Genomic DNA, 23434 nt, shown 5'->3' on the forward strand with positions numbered 1-23434 from the left:
ACGGCGCAGCATCGCCGGGAGGGCGCACGGGACACTCAGTCGTGCAAGGCCGGCAACGACTGTCGGAGGGTATCGATCCCTGCCCAGGGGTCGTCTCGCAGGCGGGCGGCGCGGCGCCTGGCCTTCGGCAGGTCGTAGGCGTCGGCGCGCTTGATGCGGCCCAGTTCCTCCCAGCGCAATGGCACCGCGACCGGCGCGCCCTTGCGCGCGCGGAGCGACCAGGACGCGACGCTGGTGGCCCCGCGCGTGTTGCGCAACCAGTCGATGAAGACCTTGCCGCCGCGCCTGGCCTTGGACATCGTCGCCACGTACCGGTCGGGGGCATGCAGGGCCATCGCCTGCGCGAAGGCCTCGCAGAAGCCGCGCACCGCGTCCCAGGACGGACCGCCTTCGATCGGCGCGACAACGTGCAGCCCCTTGCCACCGGACAGGCGCACGAAACTCTCCAAGCCGGCCTGGCGCAACTTGTCGCGTGTATCGCGCGCCGCGGCCACCACCTGCTTCCACGCCACCCCTTCCCCCGGATCGAGGTCGAACACCAGCCGGTCCGGCCGTTCCGGATCCCGCGCGCAGGCCCCCCAGGGATGGAACTCGATGGTGTTCATCTGCACCAGTTCGAGCACGCCCTCGATCGAGTCCACGTACAGGTAGTCCGCCTTGCCGTCCTTCTGCCGGAGCGGCAAGGCATGCACCTGCGAACCGAGGCTGCCTGCGTGGTGCTTCTGGAAGAAGCACTCGCCCTGCGCGCCCTCCGGGCAGCGCAACAGCGACAGCGGCCGGTCTCGCAGGCCGGGCAGCATCCACCCGGCGACGCTGCGGTAGTAGTCGGCGACGTCGGCCTTGGTGCAGCCGGCGTCCTTGAACACGATGCGATCGGGGTGGGTCAGGTTCACGTCTTCCTCCCGGGTGGGCGCCGCCGGCGGTCGTTGCACCTCGCGCGCCGGTTTGTCGTCGCGCACGCGCAGGAAGCTGGCCTGGCGCAGCAGGCCTTCCTTGGCCAGGCCCCGGTACGCGACCTCGACCACCAGTTCGGGACGGACCCAGCGCACCGCGCGCGCGGAAAAAGGGACGTGCGCGGGCAGCTCGATGACGCCTTCCCGCTGTCGCAGCGGTTGCAGCCGCTCGTGGAGCACGCGCAGCGCCGTGTCGTCGAACCCGGTTCCGACCCGCCCGGCATACCGCAGCCGGCCGCGCTCGCGCGTGGCCAGCAGCAGCGATCCGAAGCCGCTGCGCGAGCCCTTGGGTGGCGTGTAGCCGATGACGAGGAACTCGTCGGCCAGCGCATGCTTGCTCTTGATCCAGTCCCCGCCGCGGCCCGCGCGATAAGGGCTCCCGCAGCGCTTGCTGATCATGCCTTCCAGCCCCTGCTTGCCGGTCTGCGCGAACACTTCCGCGCCATGGCCGACGACATGGTCGCTGTAGGCGAGCAGGCCTGGCGTGCCCAGCAGGTCCTTCAGCAAGGCCTTGCGCGCCTGGAGCGGCGCGCGCCGCAGGTCGACGCCCGCCAGGCCGGGCAGGTCGAAGACCATGTAGCGCAAGTCCGCCTTCGACGTGCCCTCGACCACGCGCTGCAACTCCGAAAAATCGCTGCGCCCCGCTGCGTCGATCACCACCAGTTCGCCGTCCAGGCAGGCGCTGGACACCGGCAGGGCTTCCACCGCCCGCGCGATCTCCCGAAACGTCGCGTTCCAGTCGAGCCCGCCACGCGAGCGCAGGCGCGCCTTGCCCGCGTCCAGGTCCACCAGCAGGCGATAGCCGTCCCACTTGAGTTCGTGCAGCCAGTCGTCGCCGGTGGGCGGTGCGGCGCGCAAGGTGGCCAGCGCCGGTTCGAACCCCAGCGGCAGGCCGGTCTCCCGCGCACCGTCGAGGTCCGAGGCGCGCTTGCGCCAGGCCGCGTCGCGCTTGCGGCCGCTCCCGTCGCGACGCGCCGGCGCCTGTTTCGATTTCACAGCCGAGTCCGATTTGCCGGTCTTTTTCGGCCGCGCCTTCGCCTTGGCCCTGGCGCCCGCCCCGGCGCCGGCATCGTCGATCAGGTCGTCGGCCTCCAGCTCGGCGGCATGCCGGTCCTGGCGCTTCATCAGCAGCCATTGCACCTGCCGTCCCTGCTTGCGGGTGCGCACCAGCTTCCAGCCGCCGCGCAGCTTCCCGCCTTGCAGGACGAAATCCAGTTTCCCTTGCGCCAGCGCCGCCTGGGGGTCGCCGTCGCTGGCCCAGTGGCCGCGATCGAAGATGTCGACATGACCGGCGCCGTAGTTGCCTTCCGGGATGTCGCCGGCGAAGCCTGCATATTCCAGCGGATGATCCTCGACCTGGACCGCAAGCCGCTTGTCGCCCGGACGCAGCGACGGCCCTTTCGGCACGGCCCAGCTCTTCAGGACGCCGTCGACCTCCAGCCGGAAGTCGTAGTGCCGCGCGCGCGCATGGTGCAGCTGCACGACGAAGACCGGCCGCCGCCCTCCTGTTTCGACAACCCTGCCTTCGGGCTCCGGCGTGGCGTCGAAGCGGCGCTTGCGCGCGTAGTCCCGCAGGCCCATCGACTATCCGGCCTTGCGCTTGGCCGCCTTCTTCGTGGCCTTCTTCGCCGGCTTGCCCTTGGCCGCCTTGCTCTTCGATGCGCCTGCGGACTTCTTCGCGGCCGACTTCTTCTTTGCCTCCTCTTCTTTCTTCGCCGGGGTGCGCTTGTTGCTGGCGATGCTCTGCTTGAGCAGGCTCATGAAGTCGACGACGTTGGTGGTGGCGTCCTCCGGCGGCTCGCCTTCGGCCTCGGCGACGTCGACCTTCGCGCCCTTGGCCTTGAGCTTCTTCTCGATGACCGCCTGCAGGCGTTCGCGGAACTCGTCGTGGAACGCGTCGGGAGCCCAATCGCCGGACATCGACTCAATCAGCTGCGCTGCCATCTCCAGTTCCTTGGCCGTGATGCGGTAGTCCTTGGTGCCGCCTTCGGGCAAGCGATAGTCCGCCGGGTCGACCAGCTCCTGCGGGTAGCGCAGCAGCAACAGCAACAGCGCGTCGCCTTGCGGCACGACCGCAGCCAGGTATTCCCGCGTCCGGATCACCACGCGCGCGATTCCCACCTTTCCGGTCCTGGCCAGGGTCTCGCGCAGCAGCACGTAGCCCTTCTCGGCCTTCTTCGCCGGCACCAGCACGTAAGGCTTGTCGTAGTAGGCCGGGGCGATGGCATCGGCCTCGATGAAGGTCTCGACCTCGACCGTCTCGTGGCTTTCCGGGGCGGCGGACTCGATGTCCTCCTTGTCGATCACGACGTAGCTGCCCTTGTCGTACTCGAAGGCCTTGACGATGTCCTTCCACGGCACTTCCTCGCCCGTCTCGGCATTCACGCGCTCGTAGCGGATCGGCTTGCGGTCGCGCGCATCGAGCATCCGGAACTGCAGGTCGACCTTTCGCTCGCCCGACATCAGCGACACCGGGATGTTGAGCAGGCCGAAGGAGAGCGTCCCGGTCCAGATCGGGCGGGCCATCAGCCGATCCCCGGCGGCGAGCTGGTTGCGCGCGGGAACGCGGCGCGCGCGGGTGGATGGTGGGATCGCATGCGACCTCCGGGCAGCCCTCGGGCGTCCGACGGTAGGCACCCCACGGTGAGACGGTGGTGAAAGCACGCTGGCCGCCCCGGGGCCGGGGATGCGGGCGCACAGGTCGACGCGCGGCCGGTCGCCCTCGTTTGCCCGGGTTTCACCGCGACCGGGGCACCCTTGGCCCCACCAACCCGCAGGAGCACGACATGCCCTACGACCGCGTCAGCGAACTACCCGATTCCGTGCGCGACCATCTCCCGGAACACGCCAAGGAGATCTACAAGGAAGCATTCAACAGCGCGTGGAAGCAGTACAAGGACCCCGACGACCGCCGCGGCGACGCCACCCGCGAGGAGACCGCGCACAAGGTGGCCTGGGCGGCGGTCAAGGACAAATACCAGAAAGGCGACGACGGCGACTGGCACGCGAAATAGTCGCCCCCCCCCCCGGCGGGCTCAACCCGCCGGCAGGTTGGCGTAGCCAAGCTCCGCGCCGGCGCCCGGCTCGCCAGCCGGCAATGCGGGACGCGATGCACGGCGTGGGGTCGCTTCCGATCCTGCGCGTCGCGGACCGCGCGCCCCGAGGCCCTCACCCCGTCTGCAGGTTGGCATAGGCCAGCACGAGCCACTTGCTGCCCACGTCCTGGAAATTCACCTGCACCCGCGCGTGCGCGCCGGCGCCCTCGATGTCGGTGACCGTGCCGCTGCCGAACTTGGCATGGCTGACCTGCTGGCCTAGCTTGACGCCGGCATCCTCCTCCACCGCGGCGTGGCCGTGGCGGCGCGGGTTGGCCGGCTGCGCCATGCGCATCGCCTTCGCCTTCGGCCGGATCTCGTGCAGCAGGGCCGACGGAATCTCGCGCAGGAAGCGCGAGGGGATGCCGTACATGTCCTGGCCGTGCAGGCGGCGGGTCTCGGCATGGCTGAGCACCAGCTTTTGCCGCGCGCGTGTGATCCCGACGTAGGCCAGCCGGCGCTCTTCCTCGAGGCGGCCTTCCTCCTCCACCGAGCGCGCGTTGGGGAACAGGCCTTCCTCCATGCCGGCCAGGAACACCAGCGGGAACTCGAGCCCCTTGGCGCTGTGCAGGGTCATCAGCTGCACGCCGTCCTCGCCCGCCTGCGCCTGGCCCTCGCCGGCCTCCAGCGCCGCGTAGGCCAGGAAGGCGACCAGTTCGCCCAGCTCCGCGGTTTCCTCCTCGTCGCCCCGCGCGAAACGCGAAGCGACCGAGACCAGCTCGTCGAGGTTGTCGACGCGGGAATCGACGGCGCCCCGGGACTCCGCCTCGTAGTGTTCGCGCAGGCCGGAGCGCAGCAGCACGTGGTCGATCTTGTCCTTGAGCGGCAAGTCGTCGACCTCTCTGGCCAGAGCATCGACCAGCCCGTGGAAGCCGGCCAGCGCGTTGCGCGCGCGCGCCGCGAGCGCATCGCCGCGCGCCTCCCGGAGCGAGGCCTCCCAGAGCGACACCGCGTCGGCGCGCGCGCGCCGTCGCACCTCGTCCAGGGTGCGGCCGCCGATGCCGCGCGTGGGCGTGTTGACCGCGCGCTCGAAGGCCGCGTCGTCGTCGCGGTTGCTCACCAGCCTCAGGTAGGCCAGCGTGTCCTTGATCTCGGCCCGCTCGAAGAAGCGCACGCCGCCGTAGACGCGGTACGGCACCTGTTCGGCGAGCAGCGTTTCCTCGAACATCCGGGACTGCGCGTTGCTGCGGTACAGGATCGCGCAGTCGCCGTAGCTACCGCCGTCGCGCACCCACTGCGCGATGCGCTCGTGCACGTAGCGGGCCTCGTCGATCTCGTTGTAGGCGGCGAACAGGTCGACGGCATCGCCGGCGCCGGCATCGGTCCACAGCTTCTTGCCGAGCCGCGCCGGGTTGTGCGCGATCACGGCGTTGGCGGCGTCGAGGATGTTGGCGGTGGAGCGGTAGTTCTGCTCCAGGCGGATGGTGCGCGCGCCCGGGTAGTCGTGCAGGAACTTCTGCACGTTCTCGACCTTGGCGCCGCGCCAGCCGTAGATCGCCTGGTCGTCGTCGCCGACCACGAAGACCTGTCCGGTGTCGCCGGCCAGCACGCGCACGAACGCATACTGGATCGCATTGGTGTCCTGGAATTCATCCACCAGCAACTGGCCGAAGCGCTGGCGGTAGTGCGCCAGCAGCGCCGGGGTGTCGCGCAGCAACTCGTGGGCGCGCAGCAGGATCTCGGCGAAATCCACCAGCCCGGCGCGGTCGCAACGCTCCTGGTACAGCGCGTAGCTGCGCAGCATCACGTCCGACCATTCGTCGCGGTCCTGCTGGATGTGCCGCGGGCGCCGGCCCTCGTCCTTCTGGGCGTTGATCCACCATGCGACCTGCCTGGGCGGGAAGCGCGCGGGGTCGATCTCCAGCTGCTGCATCACCCGCTTGACCAGGCGCAGCTGGTCGTCGCTGTCGAGGATCTGGAAGCCCTCGGGCAGCTTCGCGTCCTGCCAGTGCAGGCGCAGCAGCCGGTGCGCGAGGCCGTGGAAGGTGCCGACCCACAGGCCGCGCGAACCGTTTCGGAGCAGCGCGTCGGCGCGATGCCGCATCTCGCCGGCGGCCTTGTTGGTGAAGGTCACCGCGAAGATGCCGTGCGCCGGGACCCCGAAGACCTCGTGCAGCCAGGCAATGCGGTGCGTCAGCACCCGGGTCTTGCCGCTGCCCGCGCCGGCCAGCACCAGGTAGTGGCCCGGCGGCGCCGACACCGCCTCGCGCTGGGCGTCGTTCAGGCCGTCGAGCAGGTGGGAGACATCCATCGCGCCAGTTTACGTCCTGGCGGGCGCCGATCCCCGGTCGAGGTACTCCACCAGGTCGTCGAACAGCAGCGGCCTGGACATCAGGAAGCCCTGCATCTCCTCGCAGCCCTGTGCGCGCAACCAGGCCAGCTGGCCTTCCTCCTCCACGCCCTCGCCGACCGTGTGCAGGCCCATCGAGTGGGCGAGCCCGATGATGGTGCTGCACAGGGACGCCGATTCGGGGTCGCCGGGGAGGTCCTGCACGAAGGAACGATCGATCTTCAACCGGTCCAGCGGCAAGCGCTTGAGGTAGGACAGGCTCGAATACCCGGTGCCGAAATCGTCGATGGCCAGGCATACGCCCATCGCCGAAAGTGAATGCATCGTCTCGATCGCACGCAGGGGGTTGTCCATGACCGTGCCCTCGGTCAATTCCAGTTCGAGGGCGCCCGCGGGGAGGCTGTGCTCGGCGAGGACGGCGGCGACGTCCTCGACCAGCTGGGGCCCGAACTGCAGCGGCGAGACATTGACCGCCAGCCGCAGCCCGGCGAAGCCGCGTCCCACCAGCAAGGCCTGGTGCCGCGCGGCCTCGCGCAGGATGCGCCGGCCCAGTTCCAGGATCAGGCCGCTTTCCTCGCAGACCGGGATGAATTCCGCGGGCGAAAGCAGGCCGCGCTCCGGGTGCTGCCAACGCACCAGGCATTCCAGCGCGCTGACCGCGCCGTCGCTGCCATGGATGGGCTGGAACGCGAGCACGAATTCCCTGCGCTCCAGCGCGTCGCGCAACTGGCCAACGAGCTGCAGCCTTTGCATCGCGCCGACGTCGAGGCCGGCATGGTAGCGCTCGGCGCGGTTCCTGCCCGCCCGCTTGGCCTGGTACATCGCCATGTCGGCGTGCTTGAGGAGGGTCTCGGGATCGGAGCCGTCCTCGGGATACCGGGACCAGCCGATGCTGGGGGTCAAGACGTGCTGGATGTCGCCGATCTCCATCGGCTGCGACAAGGTCGCGCTGATCCGCGCGATGACCTGCCCAACCCCGTCCTCGTCGCTCTGCTCGGTCAACACCACGACGAACTCGTCGCCGCCGAAGCGCCCGACGGTGTCGGTTTCGCGCACCTGCTGGCGCAGGCGGTCGGCGACGATGCGCAGGGCCTGGTCCCCCGCGGCATGGTCGAGCGTGTCGTTGACCAGCTTGAAATCGTCCAGGTCGAGGAACACCACCGCAGCCTTTCGCCCGTAGCGATCCGCGTTGTGGATCGCCTGCTGCAGCCGGTCCTGCAGCAACTGGCGATTCGGCAGCCCAGTCAGTTCGTCGTGGGTCGCACGGTGCGCCAGCTCCTGTTCCTGCCGTTGCCGCTCCGACACGTCGTTGAGGACGCCGACGAAATGGTTCACCGCGCCGTGCTCGTCCTGTACCGGCGCAACGTGCAGTTCGTTCCAGAACAGGGTGCCGTCCTTGCGGTAGTTCCGCAGCAGCGCGCGCGCCTCGCGCCGCTCGGCGATGGCGGCGCCGATCGCCTTCACGCCCGCCTGGTCGCGGTCGATGCCCTGCAGGAATCGGCAGTTGCGGCCCGTGGCCTCCGCGGCGTCGTATCCGGTGAGCTGTTCGAAGCTGCGATTGACGTAGACGATGGGGAAATCCGGGCCGAGCGCGTCGACGATCACCACGCCGCTGTCGACGGACTCCACGGCGCGGCTGAGCAGGCGCAGGTCCGCCTCGTGGCGGCGCCGTTCGCTCACGTCGAGCATGCCGCCGAGCATCCGCGTCGCCGCGCCGTCGGCGTTGCGCACGAAGAAGCCGCGGTCCACCACCACCGCATACCCCGCGTCTTGCCGCCGGAACCGGTACTCCTCGGTCCATTCCTCGCGCACAGGGTCTGCGATCGCCGCTTCCAGGCTGTCGCTGACCCGGGCGAGGTCGTCGGGATGCACCATCGCCTCCCACGCGGCCAGGGTCGGGGGCATCTCCTCGGGCCGGTACCCGAAGGTCGAGTAGAAACTGTCGCTCCACCACAACCGGTCGTTCTCGATGTCGAAGTCATAGACCGCGTCGCTGGTCGCACGCGCGATCAGCCGGAAGCGTTCTTCGGCCGCCTCGCTTTCGGTCACGTCCTGGGCCAGCACCATCCGCGCGCAACGGCCATCGAAGCGGATGTCGCTCGAAAAGATCGCAACCCTGCGCAGGCGGCCGTCGGCCAGGCGATGCGTCCAGACGCGGCCCTGCGCCACCGGTTCGGTGCGCGCCAGCGCGCGCTCCAGCTCGCCGATCTCGCTCCCCGGCCGGATGTCCTGCAGGCGCAGCTGCAGGAAGCGTTCGCGACTGAAACCGTAGTGCGCCACTGCGGCGTCGTTGACTTCCAGGAATCGCAACGTGTCCGGGTCGAACACCCACATGGGCAGCGGGTTGCGCGCGAACAGGAAGCGGTAGCTCTCCTCAGTCGCACGCAGCTGCTCTCGCGCGGCCACGCGCTCGGTGATGTCCTGTTGCACGCCGTGGATCACGCGCCGGTCCTGGCGGTGGTGGAGCACGCCGCGGGCATAGATCCAGCGCACGCCGCCATCGGCGCGGACGATCCTGAACTCGGCGTCCGCCTCGACCTGCTCGTCGCCGGCCATCAGTCGCTCGGCCATGCCGCGAAGCCGGTCGATGTCCTCGGGGTGGATAGAGGCAAAGGCCTGGTCGAGGTCCAGGGTCGTGGACGCCGGTGGCAACCCGTAGAGGCGGCTGGCTTCGGGTGACCAGTGCACCCGCCCGTTATTGATGTCCCACTCGTAGTCGCCGATCGCCGCCAGTTCGCAGGCCTCGCCCAGTCGCTGCCGGGTGACTTCCAGCTCCGCCAGCAATTCCCCCTGGCGGGCGTGCTTGCGGTCGTACTGCTTCAGCAACCAGACCCACAGCACGGCCAGGAGCACGGTGGCCATGAGCACGACGATCGCGAACCCGAGCCAGGCCGCGACGATGCCCCCGCTCGCCATGCTGACGACGACAAGCAGTGGCGACCCTTCCAGGCGCTGGAACGTGAACAGCCGGTCGACGCCGTCCAGCGCGCCTGCCTCGCTAAAGTGCCCCCGTGGCTGGTCCCGGAAAGGCGCTTCGGTCAACTGGGTATGGGGGAGGTTCCTGCCCACGTGCCCGGCGTTGTCGTGGGATCGCGCAATCATCGAGCCCTGTTCGTGCAGGATGTTGATCCGGTCCGTCGCCGCCAGCGGATAGCCCTGGAGCAGCTCGGCGAACCATTCCGCCTGCAGCTGCGCCCGCACCCCGATGCCGGAGGGATCCGTGTAGACGATGGGGATCCGCCATCCCGCGCCGGTGCGCACGGCAGGCTCGATCCCCAGGCGTTGGCCGGGTGGACGCACCACGGCACCGGCAGGACCGCCGGCCAGGACCTCCACCTGCCGCAGCGGAAGGTCAGGCTGTTGCGGCATCTCGGCCTGCGACGGATGCCGGTCGTGCTGTGCCCGCATCGCCAGGGCGTGTTCCACCCGCAGCAGGCGCTCGTGCAGTTGCCGGGCCACGGCATCGGCCAGCATCCTGCTCCGGGTTTCGGTTTCCAGGCGCGTCTGGCGCAATTCGTACAGGGCAAGCCCGACGCCCAGCAGGGGCAGCGACGCGGAGAGCAATACGCCCATCCACAGCAACCGCCGCAACCGCCCCGTCAACGTGTCCCCCGCGCGGCCGTCAATCGTGCCGGCATCCTTTGCCACGGTCCCCCGCCTCGTTTCCCAGCCCCGACGCCATCCTACAGACCCCCGCACGCCGCCTGCCGCGGACAGGCGTTGAGGCGGCCTGGGGCGCATCGAAGTGCCCACGACCCCGTGAAAGGCCACTCGACACGGACTGGCGCGCGCACGCGGGAACCTTGCCGGCGCCCGGCCATCCAAACCGGGCATGTCTCGTCGAGCCTTGCTGCTGTGCATGACCGTGGTCGCGGCCCAGGGCGGCGTCCACGCGCGCGACGCGGTCGATGCGCGGGTGCTGCGCGAGAACGGGACCGAATTGCGGATCGAGGTGCGCGGCGTCCAGGACGGTACCCGCGTCGGGATGCTGCATCGCTGGGCGGCCGAGGCCGCGCGCGCGGCGAGGACCGCAACGGGCCGTTTCCCGCTGGATGCCGCGCGCGTCGTCATATCGCAACGGCCGGGGAGCGGCGCCAGCCCCGTGCCCTGGGGACAGACGTCGCGGCGCGGGGACGTGTCGGTCCTGCTGTACGTGCGCGACGACGCGACGTTCGACGAGCTGCGCGCCGACTGGACCGCGGTGCACGAGTTCTCGCACCTGTTCCACCCCTACCTGGGTGACCGCGGCCGCTGGTTGGCCGAAGGCCTCGCCAGCTATTACCAGAACGTGCTGAGGGCGCGCGCCGGCCTGCTCGAACCCAGGGAAGCCTGGCGCCGGCTGGACGGCGGCTTCGCCCGGGGCCGGGACGCAACCAACGGCGTGCCGCTCTCGGCACTCGGGCGCGGGCGCGGCGGCACGATGCGCGTGTACTGGGCCGGGGCCGCGTACTGGCTGGAGGCCGACCTCGCCCTGCGCCGCCGCGGCAGCTCGCTCGACGCCGTGCTCGCCGGGTACGCAGGCTGCTGCCTGCGCGGGACCGCTTGGGTCTCGCCGGAGGATTTCGTCGCCGCGCTGGATGGGATCGCGGGCACGGATGTCTTCGCCTCGCGCTACCACCGCTACGCCGGCGCGACGCGGTTTCCCGCGGTGGACGCCAGCTATGCGTCGCTGGGCATCACCAGGTCGGGCTCAACGCTGCGCTTTTCCCGCGACGACGCCGGCGCGCGGCTACGTGCCCAGGTCATGGGGGCGGACTGAGCCGCGCGACGCACCCTCGGTCAATGCGCGGCCAGTTCCCGCTTCGCCGACACGCTGGTCATCAGCTTGTCCGTCCAGGCGATGCCCAGTGCCGACAGGATGAAGATGGTGTGGATGATGGTCTGCCACATCACGCCTTCGGAGGTAACCATGGTGCAGGACTTGGCGTAGGACCCGATGGCCGACAGCGCCTCGGCCGCCGCCAGCGCATCGGCGGTGTTGCACAGCGGCAGGCCGCCGAGCATGCCGGCCTCGATGAAGGTCTTGAGCAGGTGAATCGAGGAGATGCCGATGATCGCCATCGCCAGCTTGACCTTGAGCACGCTGGCGTTGACGTGGCTCAGCCATTCCGGCTGGTCGGGATGCCCCTGCAGGCCCAGCCGCGACACGAAGGTCTCGTAGCCGCCGACGATCACCATCACCAGCAGGTTGGAGATCATCACCACGTCGATCAGCCCCAGGACCAGCAGCATGATGCCCTGCTCGGTGAGCGTGTTGGCGTCCGTGATCAGGTGCAGCAGCTCCTTGAGGAACAGGAACACGTACACGCCTTGCGCCACGATCAGGCCCAGGTACAGCGGCAGCTGAAGCCAGCGCGAACTGAAGATCAACGCCGGCAGCGGGCCGAGGCGGGGAGCGGATGGACGGGACATGGATGGCACCGATGGCGAGGCAGCGCGCAAGGGTAGCGGCGCCGTCCAGCCCTGCCAAGCCGCGGCCACGGCCCGGCCCGGCCCGCCCACCCCGGGCGATTGGACTCGACCGCGTCACTGGTCGACACTCGCCGCCTGACCCGCCGGACCAAGGAGTCCTGCCGTGGCCGTGGCCGCAAGATCATTTTTTTCGTTGACGCTCGGCCTGCTGCTGGTGGCGTGTACGTCGCTGCCGGAAGGGAGACATGCCATGACCGCTAATTCCCTGGACCCCATCGCGGAGGACTTCGTGCGCCTCACGCTGGAGATCGGCGAGCGCGAGCCCGGCTACGTCGACGCCTATTACGGACCGGAACAGTGGGCGGCGGAGGCCAAGGCCGATCCGCGCACGGTGCCGGAGCTCCGCGAGGCGACGCAGGCCCTGACGTCGCAAGCGCGCGCCGTGGATCCGGCCGGCCTGGCACCCATGGAGCAGCGGCGCCGCGACTTCCTGCTCGCCCAGCTCAAGGCGGCGGAGACCCGGCTGCGCATGCTGTCGGGCGAGGAGCTGGCGTTCGACGACGAGGCCGAGGGCCTGTTCGACGTGCGGCCGGTGCTCAAGCGCTTGTCCGACTACGACGCCGCGCTGGCCGAGCTCGAACGCCTGGTGCCCGGCGACGGCCCCCTGTGGCGACGCGTCAACGCACAGTCCGAGCGCACCGTCATTCCCGAAGATCGCCTGGAGGCGGTGATGCGCGCGGCCATCGCCGAGTGCCGGCGCCGCACCGCGGAACACATCGCCCTGCCGCCCGGCGAGCGCTTCACCCTCGAGTTCGTCACCGGCCAGCCCTGGTCGGGGTACAACTGGTACAAGGGCGACGCCAACAGCCTGATCCAGATCAACACCGACCTGCCGGTGCTGATGAGCCGCGCCGTCGACCTGGGTTGCCACGAGGGTTATCCGGGCCACCACGTCCTGAACATGCTGCTGGAGCAAGGCCTGTCGAAGGCGCGCGGCTGGCAGGAATTCACGGTCTACCCCCTCTACAGCCCGCAATCGTTCATCGCCGAAGGCACCGCCAACTACGGCATCGAGCTGGCCTTCGACGACGCCGAACGCCTGGCCTTCGAGCGCGACGTGCTGTATCCCCTCGCCGGGCTCGACCCGGCACTGGCGGCCGAGGACCACCGCCTGCGCCTCGCCCGGTCCAGGCTGTCCGGCGCGCGCTTCACCATCGCCCGCGACTACCTCGACGGCCGCATCGATCGTGCAGCCGCGTTGCGACTCGCGCAGAAGTACCAGCTGCTGTCGCCCGAGCGCGCCGAGCAGTCCATCGCCTTCACCGAGAAATACCGCAGCTACGTCATCAACTACGGCCTGGGCCTGGACGCCGCGCGCGCCTACGTCGAAGGTGCCGGCGAGAGCGAGGCGGCTCGTTGGGCGGCGATGGAACGGGTGCTGTCCGAACCGACGCTGCCTTCGGACCTGGAGCGGACTGGCCGCTGAATTCCGGCTCGCACGCGCGCCACGCCGCACGCGATCGGCGAGACGTGGACGAAATTGCCCCCGTGGACCAGCCCCGCGCTGGGCACGCAGGCCGCGCCGGCGACGGCCACCGCATGCAGCGCGTCGCGGTCGCCGGACAGGCGCTTGCGGTGGTCGATCCAGGACGTCCCGATGCGAGCGATCCGCTTGCTGGCGTCCGGTGCCAGCCTGACCGCGGGCGTCGAATCGCGGCTGATCGGGGTACCCGGGCAGGTCGCGTCGATCACGGCCTCGCTATACTCGCGCCAATCCTGATCGAGGGCGTTTCGCTTGCCGTCATTGCAGTCGCTGTCCCCCATTGCGGCCCTGTCGATCCGCGCCTACACCGCCACCACCGCGCTCGGTCGCGGCCGCGCTGCCCAGGCCGAAGCGCTGCGCGCGCGCCGGGGTGGCCTGCGGGAAAACGATTTCCCGCACACCGGCGAGGGCGCGCGGCTGCGGACCTGGATCGGCCGGGTCGACGGCCTGGAGGACGCGCCGCTGCCCGACCCCTGGGCGCGGTGGGATTGCCGCAACAACCGGCTGGCCTGGCTGGCCTTCCAGCAGGACGGCTTCCCCGAGGCGGTCAGTGAGGTGCGCGATCGCCTCGGCCCCACGCGCGTTGCCCTGGTCCTTGGCACGTCCACCGCCAGCATCGGCGCGACCGAGGAAGCCTATGCGCGGCTCGAGGAGGGTGCCGATGGCGAGCCCGCCTTCCCCGCCGACCTCGATCGCCCGATCGTGCACACGCCGCACTCGCTCGGCGACTTCATGCAGGCCGCCACCGGGCTCCGGGGACCCTGCGTCACCGTGGCCACGGCCTGTTCGTCCAGCGCGAAGGTGTTCGCCCAGGCCGCGCGGCTGATCTCGTCCGGGATCGTCGATGCCGCCGTCGTCGGGGGCGTCGACACCTTGTGCGGCAGCGTGCTCTACGGCTTCAATTCGCTGGGCCTGGTGTCGGTCCGACCCTGCCGACCCTTCGACAGCGAGCGCGATGGCCTGTCGCTGGGCGAGGCCGGTGGTTTCGCCTTGCTCGAGCGCCCCGGTCCAGGCGAAGGCGGCCTGCAATTGCGCGGCTACGGCGAGTCCAGCGACGCCCACCACATGTCGGCGCCGCATCCGGAAGGCCTGGGCGCCCGCCTGGCGATGTCCGACGCACTGGCACGGGCCGGCGTCGAAGCGCGCGACGTCGGCTACCTCAACCTGCATGGCACCGCCACGCCCGCCAACGACGGCGTCGAGGCCGGCGCCGTGGCGGCCCTCTTCCCGGACAGCCTGCATGCCAGTTCGACCAAGGGCTGGACCGGGCACACGTTGGGTGCCGCCGGCATCGTCGAGTCGGTGTTCGCGTTGATCGCGCTGGAGGATGGGCTGTTGCCGGGCGTGCTCAACAGCACGGCGCCGGACGCCGCCTGCGGCCCGCAGATCCGGTTCGACAACGCCCGGTCCGAAGGCCTGCGGTACGCGATGAACAATTCCTTCGGCTTCGGCGGCAACAACAGCTCGCTGCTGTTCGGGCGCGCATGAACACCTTGCACGCATGCATCGCCGGGGTCGGATTCTGGAACGACGGCCTGCCATCCTGGGACGCCGCACGCGACCTGGTCGCAAGCGGCACCCTGCCGGCCGATCCGCCGGCGCGTCCGGTGCCACGGCTGCTGGCCCCAAACGAGCGCCGGCGCGCACCGGCGTCGGTCGCCGTCGCGCTGGACGTGGCGATGGCCGCATGCGAATCGGCCGGCGCCGACCCAACCGAGCTGCCATCGGTCTTCGCGTCCACCCACGGCGACCTGGCCATCACCGACTACATTTGCGCGACGCTGGCCGAGCATCCGCTCGAGTTGTCGCCGACCCGCTTCCACAATTCGGTGCACAACGCAGCCGCCGGCTACTGGACCATCGGCAGCGGCTGCCTCCAGCCCACCACCGCGATCAGCAGTTACGACGCCAGCTTTGCGCAGGGCCTGCTGGAGGCCATGTCGCAACTGGCCGCAGGCGCCGACCGCGTGCTGCTGGTGGCCTACGACACCGAAGCCACCGGCCCGCTGTCGGCGATGTCGGGCAGTCGCGGGCTGCTCGGAGGCGCGCTCGTACTCGCGGCGGACTGCGAAGGCACGCGCCTGCGCGCAACCCTCGTGGACGGCGAGGTGCCGGCACGTACCGGCCCGCTGGCGCGTCGCGCCGCCGGCAATTCGATGGCGCCGATGCTGCCGTTCTTCGACGCCCTGGCGACGCGCGACGACCTGGTCCTGCTCAAGGCCGGGCCGGGGCGCCTGCTGCGCGTGGAGTTCGCGCATGACTGACGCCGGCTCCGGGACGCTGCTGGACAGGCACAACGTCGCCGTGGTCATCCCGGCGCTGAACGAAGCCTTGCGCATCCGCGAGGTCGTGGAGGGCGCGCTCGCACAGTGCCCGACGGTGATCGTGGTCGACGACGGCTCCGACGACGGAACCGCCGACCGCATCGCCGACCTGCCCGTCGTCCTGCTGCGGCATCCGCGGCGCATGGGCAAGGGAGCCTCGCTTCGCGACGGCTTCCGGGAAGCCGAGCGGCTGGGTGCACGGGCCGTCGTCACCATGGACGGCGATGGCCAGCACAGCGCGGACGACATCCCGCGACTGATCGATGCCGCCAACCGCCACCCTGGCGACCTCGTCATCGGCGCCCGCCTGCGCAAGCGCGCGGCGCAGCCGAGGTACCGCCGCCTCGGCAACGATTTCGGGGACTGGGGCATCGGCTGGGCCTGCGGCTTCAGGATCGTCGACAGCCAGAGCGGACAACGCCTGTACCCGGCATCGGTCTTCACCTTGCGCGACGTGCCCGGCGAGGGCTTCGTCTACGAGGCGCAGATGCTGATTTCCGCCGCGCGCGATGCCGGCGCGGGCGTCGTCGCCGTGCCCATCGAATCGCGTTACGCCCCGGCCAACGCGCCGGCGCACTTCCGCAAGAGCCACTTCCGCCTGGTGCGCGACCTGCGCGAGATCGTGGGCCACGTGGCGGCGCAGATCTGGGCGCGCGGCGACATGCTCCGCGAGTACCTGCGCACCCGTGCCACGCCGCCGGTGATCGACGATGCCGGCGGCGATGTCGATCCAGAACGCGCCGGTTCGCGAGCGCCCGGCCACGCCTGATGTCCGATCCTGTGCAGGCCACCGGATCCCCGCACGACGTCGCCATCCTCGGCGGTGGACTGGCCGGGCTGACACTGGCCATCCAGCTGCGGCAGCGCGACCCGGACATCGACGTGGTGGTGGTCGAACGGCGCCAGCACCCGGTGCGCGAAGCGGCGTTCAAGGTCGGCGAATCCACCGTCGAGATCGGGGCGCATTACTTCTCCAGCGTGCTCGGCCTGCAGCGCCACCTGGACGATGCGCAGCTGCGCAAGTTCGGGTTCCGGTTCTTCTTCAGCGACGGCCGGCGCGACGTCGACCGGTGCACCGAACTCGGGGTGAGCCGCCTGCTCCCGACGCCGTCGTGGCAACTCGACCGCGGTCGGTTCGAGAACTTCCTGGGCGAGGAGGCGCGAAGGCTTGGGGTGGCGTTCCGCGACGGCACCTCGGTGCGCGGGCTCGAGATCGCCAGCGGCGACGGGCTGCACGCGGTGGCCATCGAGCGCGATGGCGTGGCGACGGCGCTGCAGGCGCGCTGGCTGGTCGACGCCTCCGGTCGCGCCGGCCTGCTCAAGCGCAAGCTGGGGCTGGCCGAGGCCAACGACCACGACGCCAATGCCGTGTGGTGGCGCGTCGACGGGCACCTGGATCCCAACCGCTGGAGCGAGGATGCGCAGTGGCTGGGACGCTGCACGCCGCCGGACCGCTGGCGTTCGACCAACCACATGTGCGGGCCCGGCTACTGGGTCTGGCTCATCCCGCTGGCCTCCGGGGCCCACTCGGTGGGCATCGTCTGCGACCCGGCGCTGCATCCGCTGGAGTCGATGAACACCCACGCCAAGGCGATGGAATGGCTGCGCAGGCACCAGCCCCGGGTGGCACAGGACCTCGACGCCCCCGGGCACGCCGTGCAGGATTTCGCCTTCCTGCGCCACTTCTCGCACGGCTGCAAGCAGGTGTTCTCGCGCGACCGCTGGGCACTGACCGGCGAGGCGGGGGTGTTCCTGGATCCCTTCTACTCGCCCGGCAGCGACTTCATCGGCATCAGCAACACCTACGTCTGCGACCTCGTCACCCGCGATCGCGCGGGACAGGCGATCGCGCCGTACGCGCACCTGTACGAGCAGCTCTACCAGAGCTTCTACCGCCACATGCTGACCCTCTACCAGGGCCAGTACCCGATCTTCGGCGACGCCCAGGTCATGCCGGTCAAGATCATCTGGGACTACACGTGGTACTGGGGCCTGCTGGCGCCGCTGTTCTTCGAGGACCGGATGACGGATCTCGCGCTGCTCGGCCGCCTGCGTCCCCAGTTCGAGTTGACGGGCAAGTTGAACCTCGCGATGCAGGGCTTGCTGCGCGACTGGTCCGCGCGCAACACCGGACCGCTGCGGCCGGACCAGCGCCTGCTCGACCAGTACCTCGTCGACTGGTTCCACGAAATGAACCGTGCGCTCAACGACCGCCTCGACGACCCGGCCCTGCTCGCCCGGCTGCGCGGCAACGTTGAACGGATGGAATGGCTGGCGGCCGAGATCCTCCAGCACGCGCGGGAAGCGCATCCCGGCATCGACGACCACGGACTCGCGGCTCTGCTCGAGGGATGCGCAACGGCACCGGCGCCCGCGTCGCTGGACGCGCACTGGTACGGCGCCGCCGCCTGACGCGCGAATCGCCGGCGCACTGCGCCGGGACGCTCAGCGCGGCGGTTCGGGCGCCGGCAGCGGTGGCGGGTTCGGCACCCAGATGGCCACGCCCTTGGCGTGCTTCTGGCGCGGGCTGATGTTGACGCCGACGCCCAGGCCGCTCGTACTGAAGCCACGTCCACCGCCGCTGACGCGGCCGACGCCGCCCCCGACGCTGACCCCGCCACCGCCGTAGCCGTCGGCCGTGCCCTGGAACAGGATGCCGTTGGCGCCGAGCTTGGCCGCCTCGGCGCGCAGCTTCGCCAGCACCGCGTTGGTCTTGTTCTGCTCGCCGTAGGTGAACGCGCCGCTGCTGGTTTCCAGCAACGCGATCTCCTCGTAGGGCGTGGGTGGCGGGCCGTAGTACAGGCGGACCTGCGCCGGGTCGATCGGCGCGCGCGGCGTGCCGGTCAGGACGTGCGAACTGGCGCATGCCGCCAGGGCAGTGGCGATGACTGCCAGCGCGACCAGGCGCAGGGGCAAGGGAATCGACATGGCGTTGTCTCCGGTGGACTGGACCCGATGATCCACCAACGGCCATGAACCTGCGGTCATGCCACGCGGCGCTTGCTGAACCGGTTCACCCGGGATGGCGCGTCCGCATCACGACGACCGATGCCTCGATGAGCGCTTCGAGCACGTCCATGTCCACGTCCGCCAGCCGCTTGATGTACAGGCACGACCTGCCGGTCGAGTGCTTGCCGAGCTTGGCGCGCAATTCCGAGAACGCCTCGAAGCCCGGCATGATGTAGACGGAAAGCGTCTGTTTTCGCGGCGCGAACCCGACGATGAACCACTCGCCTTCGCGCCCGCTGTCGTAGCGGTAGCGGTAGCGGTCGAACCCGACCATGGCGCCGCCCCACAGTACCGGCTTGCAACCGGTCGCCTTGCGCATCATCGCCACCAGCGCCTTGCAGTCCTTGCGCTTGCCCTCGTCCTCCACCGCGTCGATGAACGCGGCGACGGACTCCGTGCCTGGTTTGGTCTTCAGTTCAGCCATCTCGGACCCTGCGCGTCCCAGGTGGTGTCCGTTTTACCACTCAATCGCCGAGGTTGGCGCCGTCGACCGGAGCCTTCAGCCAGCTCGCGATGTCCTCGCCGATGGCCTCGACCGTCCGGCCCAGCACCGAACACGAGCCCTTGTAGCCGGCGAACATGCCGCCCATCGAGTGCCTGCGCGCCTTGAACGAGGCGATCTTCTCGCCGTTCTCGTACAGGCTGCCCGCCACCGTGGTGCCCTTCTGGTGTCCGATCCAGGCGTTCCCCATGCTGATCGCGTTGGTGATGCGCACGTCGAGCGCACGCGGCGCGGCGCGGTCGACGGGTCCGTCGGTGAACGCGACGTCGATGCCGTTGTCCTTGCCGTACTCGGCGATGAAGTCGGCCAACTGCGCGTCGAGCTTGCACTCCTGCTTGATGTTGTCGGCGATGTCGCCGTCTTCGGAGTACGGCACCGGCTTCTGGACCTGCACCGCCTGCGCGGATGCGCTTCCCGCCACCATCATCAGTGCCGCGAGCAACGCGATGTTCTTCGCCTTGCGTTCCATGACTCCCCCTTGCGTGGTTGTTTGTTGTGGTTCCGACGGCCCCTCGGTCCCCGTCCGATGGCCGGCCGCCGCGCCTGCGTTTTCAGCCCATCCCGCCATTCACCCCGATCACCTGGCCGTTAATGTAGCCCGCCTCCTCTCCGCACAGGAAGCCGACCAGGGCGGCCACTTCCTCCGGCGTGCCGGCGCGCGCGGCGGGCACGACTTGCTTGATGGTCTCGGGCGGGAAGGCGTCGGCCGCCATGTCCCCGGCGATCACGCCGGGCGCGACGACGTTGGCGGTGATGCCACGGCTGGCCATCTCCCGCGCCAGCGACTTGGTGGCGCCGTGCAACCCGGCCTTGGCCGCGGCGTAGTTGGCCTGGCCGCGGTTGCCCAGGAGCGCCGCCACGCTGGACACGCTGACGATGCGGCCCCAGCGACCGCGCGCCATGGGCAGCAGCAAGGGCTGGGTGACATGGAAGAAGCCATGCAGCGACACGTCGATGACACGCGTCCACTGGTCGCGGGACATGCCCGCCATCGGCGCGTCGTCGTGGATGCCGGCGTTGTTGACCACCTGGTGGATGGCCCCCGCCTGCAGCAGCTCGGCAAGGGCCGTCGCGGTCGCGTCGCCATCGGTGACATCGAAGGCAACCGCCTCGGCGCTGCCGCCCGTCTCGCGGATCGCTGTCGCCACCTGCTCGGCGCGTTCGCGATTGGCATTGGCATGGACGATGACGTGGCTGCCGGCGGCTGCCAATCGGCGGCAGATCGCGCCGCCGATGTCGCCACTGCCCCCGGTGACCAGGGCGCGCCTGGGTGCATCCTTGATCGATCCGTTCTTCATCCGCTCATTATCCCGCAGCCTGCGGCGAGCCCAGCATCACCGCCGCGCGACCCTCGGCCAGCAGCGCGCCGGCATGCAGGATCCGGAATCCGTACTGCTGGCTGGCCTCGGCCTCCACCAGCACCTCGGCTTCGCACTCGAGCGCACCGGCCAGGTCGTCGATCCGGGTCACGCTCAATTCGACGCCGCGCAGCGCCACCAGCATGCCGGGCCGCGCCTGCCCGCCGGCGGCCTGGGCGCGCAGGCCGCCGTGCACCGCCATCGCCTGCGCGCCGTATTCGCACAGGTGGACGGCGCGCAGCTGGCCGCCGGAACGCAGGGGATGGTCCGGGGCGCGATGGGTACCGGCGCGCAAGCGGATGCGCGCGCCATCCCAGTCCAGCACTTCGTCCCACAGGCACATCGCGCCGGCGTGCGGGACCAGGGCCTCGATGGCGGCGCGGCCGATCATGCCCGCGCACCCGGGGGCGGGGCGGTCGTGCCCGACTCGGCATGCGGGTGCCGCGCAACCAGCAACGCAAGCACGAAGTTCGACAGCACGCCGATGGCCACCGTGCTGCCGAGCGCGCGCAGCACCGGGATCGACGACAGGGCGAGCAGGCTGAACACCAGCAGCGTCATCAGGCTGCACACGATCACCGCGTGCAAGGTGCGCAGCTGGTCGTCGCGGTCGTCGCCGGCGTGCTCGAAGAACAGCGCGTAGTCCAGTCCCAGCCCCGCCGCGAGGATCAACGCGACCAGGTGGAACAGCGTCAACTCGACCCCCAGCCCGCGCAGCACCGCCAGGACCACCAGCGTGGTCAGGGCCATCGGCACGAGCACGCGCACCACCCGCGAAGGCGTGCGCAACGCCAGCCACACCGTGGCCGCCAGCAGCACCGCCGCCAGCGCCAGCGCCGCCAGCACGCGGCCGCGATAGGCCGCGACCAGCGATTCCGACGCCTGCTTCATGTCCAGCAGTTCCGCGCCATGCGCGCTGGCCACCTGCGCCACGGCGGCGACGTCGCGCAGCCCGCCCAGCGAGACCAGGGCGGTGGACTGCTCGGCGCCCGCCAGCAGCAGGCCCTCGACGCTGGCCTGCAGCGGCGTGCCCGCCAGGTCGGACGGGCGCAGCGGGGGCGCGCGCCGGGCGCGCTCGACATCGACCAGGAAGTCCTCGAATGCGTCGGCGCGGAACGGCGTGCCGGCGAGCGCCTCGTCCAGCGTGGCGCGCATCGTCGCCGCATCGGGCAGGCGCACCTGCCGGGCACGCTGGGTGGCGCTGCTGGGCAGGTAACGCGCCGCCAGGTCGTATCCGTCGAGGGCGCCAGCGGCGACCAGGGCATCGAGCGCCGGGCGCAGCGCCTCCGAAGCGCGCAAGGCCGCGTCGGGGTTCGCGCCACGCACCACGACGACGTGGCGCACGTCCGGCGCGCCCAGCTCCGCGCGCAGGGTCGCGTCGCGTGCCAGTGCATCGGCCGGCACCGGGGTGAGCTTGGACAGATCGTTCTGCCAGAACGGTCCGCGCGACAGCACCACCACCGCGACGCACGCCACCGCGAGCGCCAGCAGCGGCCAGCGCGGCTGCGGCAGGCGCGTGATCGCGCGCCACAGGCGCGCCAGGCCGGGAGACCGCGCCGGATCGCGCGGCGACGGATCGATCAGCGCGGGCAGCGCGAAGCGCGTGGCCAGCGCGGCGGTGCCCAGGCCGGCGATCGTGAACACCGCCAGCTGCTGCAGGCCATCGACACCGGAAAACAGGAAGGTCAGGTAGGCGATGCAGGTGGCGACCACGCCGGTCGCCAGCGTCGGCCACAACGCGCGCACGTTGTCCCAGGGCGACAGGCCCGCGCGCTGGTGGCTGAAGAAATGGATCGGGTAATCCTGCACCACCCCGATCAGGGTGAAACCGAAGGCCACGGTGATGCCGTGCACGCTCTGGAACAGCAACGCGACCGCGCCGAGCCCCGCCAGCCCCGCGCTCGCAAGGGGCAACACGCCCAGCAAGGGCATGCGCCAGCTGCGGTAGGCCACGAGCAGCAGCAGGATGAGCCCGATGCTGTCCACCGTGCCGATCCACTGCGCCTCGCGCGCCGTGCGGCCGCCGATCTCGACCGAAAACGCGCCGGGCCCGGTCATCGTCAACTGCGTGCCGGTCGCGCCGCGCGCCTGCGCGAACGCCCCATGCACGGCATCGTAGGCGGCCTGCTGGCCGGTGGGATCGAAGCCGGCGGCACTGGTCTGCGCCACCAGCAACGCCTGGCGCCCGGCGCCATCGAACCAGGTGCCGTGCAGGCGTTGCGGCGCGTTGGCCGGTTGCCAGCTTTCGGCGAGCTTCAGGGTCTCGAGCGTGGGATCGGCGGGCAGCAAGGGCTCGACCAGGGCGGCGGCGGGAGACCCCAGGTCCTGCACCCGTTGCTCGAACTGGTCGCGCAGGTAGGCCGCATCCAGCGCCTGCCGATCGAGCGTCGGCGACAGCAGGTAACGATAGGGTCGCAGCTGTTCGGGGATGGCTTCCAGCCCTGCGTCGCCGCCGTTGGCAACGAACTCGAACTTGCCGTCGGCGGACAGCGCGGCTGCCAGCGCCTGCGATTGCTCCGCCAGCGTTTCGGGATCACTGCCGGACAAGGCCAGCAGCAGCAGGCGGGAGCCGGGGCCCTCGCCGAGCTCGTCGATGAGGAGTTTCTGGGCGGGGGTGCGGGGTTCGGGCATGAACTTCCGCAAGTCACCGCTCATTTCCAGGCGCTGGGACACCAGCCAGCCGGCGAGGACCAGCAGGGCCAGCCAGGCAACCGCCAGCACCGTGCGCCAGGTGGCGGTCATGCCATGAGCGCCGATTGCGAGGGCATCGCATTCACCAGACACCCGTTACGGGAAGCGACGCGCGCGGCAGGCCACCTGAGCGGGATGCCACGGTACGCTTGGCGGCTCGCAAGCTCCGCCTGGCAGGTGCGCTGCGACAACGGCTTCATGGTTTCCCCGTGCTGCGCGCCGGACGCGGGCGCCGGGGGATGGTCGCACGACTGCCC

The 23434-nt window shown here is 70.4% G+C and carries 19 protein-coding genes; 8 read left to right on the forward strand and 11 right to left on the reverse strand.

Going from position 1 to position 23434, the window contains the following annotated elements; translation table 11 throughout:
• Positions 1 to 35: 35 nt before the first annotated feature.
• Complete coding sequence (ligD, locus tag ABD970_RS02165; protein ID WP_345293854.1) at positions 36 to 2534, reverse strand: DNA ligase D; 2499 nt, start codon at positions 2532 to 2534, stop codon at positions 36 to 38.
• Positions 2535 to 2537: 3 nt separating this feature from the next.
• Positions 2538 to 3479, reverse strand: coding sequence for a non-homologous end joining protein Ku (ku, locus tag ABD970_RS02170; protein ID WP_345293855.1), 942 nt, complete (start codon positions 3477 to 3479; stop codon positions 2538 to 2540).
• A gap of 260 nt (positions 3480 to 3739) precedes the next feature.
• Between ku and chaB the strand changes: the two genes are divergently transcribed.
• Entirely contained in the window at positions 3740 to 3967 is a 228-nt protein-coding gene (gene chaB / locus ABD970_RS02175) for a putative cation transport regulator ChaB (RefSeq protein WP_345293856.1), read from the forward strand.
• Between the two features lie 154 nt (positions 3968 to 4121).
• On the opposite strand, the gene uvrD is transcribed toward chaB, so the two are convergent.
• Both uvrD and ABD970_RS02185 read right to left on the reverse strand, forming a co-directional pair.
• Positions 4122 to 6299, reverse strand: a complete 2178-nt coding sequence (uvrD, locus tag ABD970_RS02180; RefSeq protein ID WP_345293857.1) for a DNA helicase II — start codon at positions 6297 to 6299, stop codon at positions 4122 to 4124.
• Positions 6300 to 6308: 9 nt separating this feature from the next.
• Complete coding sequence (locus ABD970_RS02185; protein ID WP_345293858.1) at positions 6309 to 9986, reverse strand: EAL domain-containing protein; 3678 nt, start codon at positions 9984 to 9986, stop codon at positions 6309 to 6311.
• Positions 9987 to 10170: 184 nt separating this feature from the next.
• Here ABD970_RS02185 and ABD970_RS02190 point away from each other — a divergent pair, with 184 nt between their 5' ends.
• Positions 10171 to 11097, forward strand: coding sequence for a M61 metallopeptidase family protein (locus ABD970_RS02190; protein WP_345293859.1), 927 nt, complete (start codon positions 10171 to 10173; stop codon positions 11095 to 11097).
• A 20-nt stretch (positions 11098 to 11117) separates the two neighbouring features.
• On the opposite strand, the gene ABD970_RS02195 is transcribed toward ABD970_RS02190, so the two are convergent.
• Positions 11118 to 11750 (reverse strand): TIGR00645 family protein, encoded by a 633-nt coding sequence (locus ABD970_RS02195; RefSeq protein WP_345293860.1) that lies wholly within the window; start codon positions 11748 to 11750, stop codon positions 11118 to 11120.
• Positions 11751 to 12000: 250 nt separating this feature from the next.
• Between ABD970_RS02195 and ABD970_RS02200 the strand changes: the two genes are divergently transcribed.
• From ABD970_RS02200 to ABD970_RS02225, 6 genes are all read left to right on the forward strand, one after another.
• Positions 12001 to 13236: a hypothetical protein gene (locus tag ABD970_RS02200; protein ID WP_345293861.1), complete on the forward strand. Its 1236-nt coding sequence runs from the start codon at positions 12001 to 12003 to the stop codon at positions 13234 to 13236.
• Positions 13237 to 13407: 171 nt separating this feature from the next.
• Positions 13408 to 13530, forward strand: a complete 123-nt coding sequence (locus ABD970_RS02205; RefSeq protein ID WP_345293862.1) for a hypothetical protein — start codon at positions 13408 to 13410, stop codon at positions 13528 to 13530.
• Positions 13531 to 13572: 42 nt separating this feature from the next.
• The gene (locus ABD970_RS02210) at positions 13573 to 14781 is read left to right on the forward strand and encodes a beta-ketoacyl-[acyl-carrier-protein] synthase family protein (protein ID WP_345294540.1); all 1209 of its coding nucleotides are present in this window, start codon (positions 13573 to 13575) and stop codon (positions 14779 to 14781) included.
• On the forward strand, positions 14778 to 15557 hold the full coding sequence (locus ABD970_RS02215; protein WP_345293863.1) for a beta-ketoacyl synthase chain length factor: 780 nt from the start codon (positions 14778 to 14780) through the stop codon (positions 15555 to 15557). The genes ABD970_RS02210 and ABD970_RS02215 overlap by 4 nt, the downstream gene beginning before the upstream one ends.
• A complete protein-coding gene (locus ABD970_RS02220) occupies positions 15550 to 16386 on the forward strand; it encodes a glycosyltransferase family 2 protein (RefSeq protein WP_345293864.1) in 837 nt (278 codons plus the stop codon). The genes ABD970_RS02215 and ABD970_RS02220 overlap by 8 nt, the downstream gene beginning before the upstream one ends.
• Positions 16386 to 18029, forward strand: coding sequence for an NAD(P)/FAD-dependent oxidoreductase (locus ABD970_RS02225; protein ID WP_345293865.1), 1644 nt, complete (start codon positions 16386 to 16388; stop codon positions 18027 to 18029). The genes ABD970_RS02220 and ABD970_RS02225 overlap by 1 nt, the downstream gene beginning before the upstream one ends.
• 33 nt (positions 18030 to 18062) lie before the next feature.
• Here ABD970_RS02225 and ABD970_RS02230 read toward each other — a convergent pair whose 3' ends face one another.
• From ABD970_RS02230 to ABD970_RS02255, 6 genes are all read right to left on the reverse strand, one after another.
• Positions 18063 to 18545: a hypothetical protein gene (locus ABD970_RS02230; protein WP_345293866.1), complete on the reverse strand. Its 483-nt coding sequence runs from the start codon at positions 18543 to 18545 to the stop codon at positions 18063 to 18065.
• Positions 18546 to 18630: 85 nt separating this feature from the next.
• Complete coding sequence (locus tag ABD970_RS02235) at positions 18631 to 19050, reverse strand: DUF1801 domain-containing protein (RefSeq protein ID WP_345293867.1); 420 nt, start codon at positions 19048 to 19050, stop codon at positions 18631 to 18633.
• Between the two features lie 40 nt (positions 19051 to 19090).
• Positions 19091 to 19597: a hypothetical protein gene (locus tag ABD970_RS02240; RefSeq protein ID WP_345293868.1), complete on the reverse strand. Its 507-nt coding sequence runs from the start codon at positions 19595 to 19597 to the stop codon at positions 19091 to 19093.
• An 82-nt stretch (positions 19598 to 19679) separates the two neighbouring features.
• Positions 19680 to 20411, reverse strand: coding sequence for a 3-oxoacyl-ACP reductase FabG (gene fabG / locus ABD970_RS02245; protein WP_345294541.1), 732 nt, complete (start codon positions 20409 to 20411; stop codon positions 19680 to 19682).
• 22 nt (positions 20412 to 20433) lie between these two features.
• Positions 20434 to 20877 (reverse strand): hotdog family protein, encoded by a 444-nt coding sequence (locus ABD970_RS02250; protein WP_345293869.1) that lies wholly within the window; start codon positions 20875 to 20877, stop codon positions 20434 to 20436.
• Positions 20874 to 23228: an MMPL family transporter gene (locus tag ABD970_RS02255; RefSeq protein WP_345293870.1), complete on the reverse strand. Its 2355-nt coding sequence runs from the start codon at positions 23226 to 23228 to the stop codon at positions 20874 to 20876. The genes ABD970_RS02250 and ABD970_RS02255 overlap by 4 nt, the downstream gene beginning before the upstream one ends.
• Positions 23229 to 23434: the final 206 nt, after the last annotated feature.

The organism is Luteimonas vadosa, assembly GCF_039543545.1.
In the GTDB taxonomy this organism is placed as follows: Bacteria; Pseudomonadota; Gammaproteobacteria; order Xanthomonadales; family Xanthomonadaceae; genus Luteimonas; species Luteimonas vadosa.

Bases quoted from the DNA above. Each gene is read 5' to 3' on its own strand.
- ligD (WP_345293854.1), bottom strand. From the start codon at position 2,534: ATGGGCCTGCGGGACTACGCGCGCAAGCGCCGCTTCGACGCCACGCCG.
- ku (WP_345293855.1), bottom strand. From the start codon at position 3,479: ATGGCCCGCCCGATCTGGACCGGGACGCTCTCCTTCGGCCTGCTCAAC.
- chaB (WP_345293856.1), top strand. From the start codon at position 3,740: ATGCCCTACGACCGCGTCAGCGAACTACCCGATTCCGTGCGCGACCAT.
- uvrD (WP_345293857.1), bottom strand. From the start codon at position 6,299: ATGGATGTCTCCCACCTGCTCGACGGCCTGAACGACGCCCAGCGCGAG.
- ABD970_RS02190 (WP_345293859.1), top strand. From the start codon at position 10,171: ATGTCTCGTCGAGCCTTGCTGCTGTGCATGACCGTGGTCGCGGCCCAG.
- ABD970_RS02195 (WP_345293860.1), bottom strand. From the start codon at position 11,750: ATGTCCCGTCCATCCGCTCCCCGCCTCGGCCCGCTGCCGGCGTTGATC.
- ABD970_RS02200 (WP_345293861.1), top strand. From the start codon at position 12,001: ATGACCGCTAATTCCCTGGACCCCATCGCGGAGGACTTCGTGCGCCTC.
- ABD970_RS02205 (WP_345293862.1), top strand. From the start codon at position 13,408: ATGCGAGCGATCCGCTTGCTGGCGTCCGGTGCCAGCCTGACCGCGGGC.
- ABD970_RS02215 (WP_345293863.1), top strand. From the start codon at position 14,778: ATGAACACCTTGCACGCATGCATCGCCGGGGTCGGATTCTGGAACGAC.
- ABD970_RS02220 (WP_345293864.1), top strand. From the start codon at position 15,550: ATGACTGACGCCGGCTCCGGGACGCTGCTGGACAGGCACAACGTCGCC.
- ABD970_RS02225 (WP_345293865.1), top strand. From the start codon at position 16,386: ATGTCCGATCCTGTGCAGGCCACCGGATCCCCGCACGACGTCGCCATC.
- ABD970_RS02230 (WP_345293866.1), bottom strand. From the start codon at position 18,545: ATGTCGATTCCCTTGCCCCTGCGCCTGGTCGCGCTGGCAGTCATCGCC.
- ABD970_RS02235 (WP_345293867.1), bottom strand. From the start codon at position 19,050: ATGGCTGAACTGAAGACCAAACCAGGCACGGAGTCCGTCGCCGCGTTC.
- ABD970_RS02240 (WP_345293868.1), bottom strand. From the start codon at position 19,597: ATGGAACGCAAGGCGAAGAACATCGCGTTGCTCGCGGCACTGATGATG.
- ABD970_RS02250 (WP_345293869.1), bottom strand. From the start codon at position 20,877: ATGATCGGCCGCGCCGCCATCGAGGCCCTGGTCCCGCACGCCGGCGCG.
- ABD970_RS02255 (WP_345293870.1), bottom strand. From the start codon at position 23,228: ATGACCGCCACCTGGCGCACGGTGCTGGCGGTTGCCTGGCTGGCCCTG.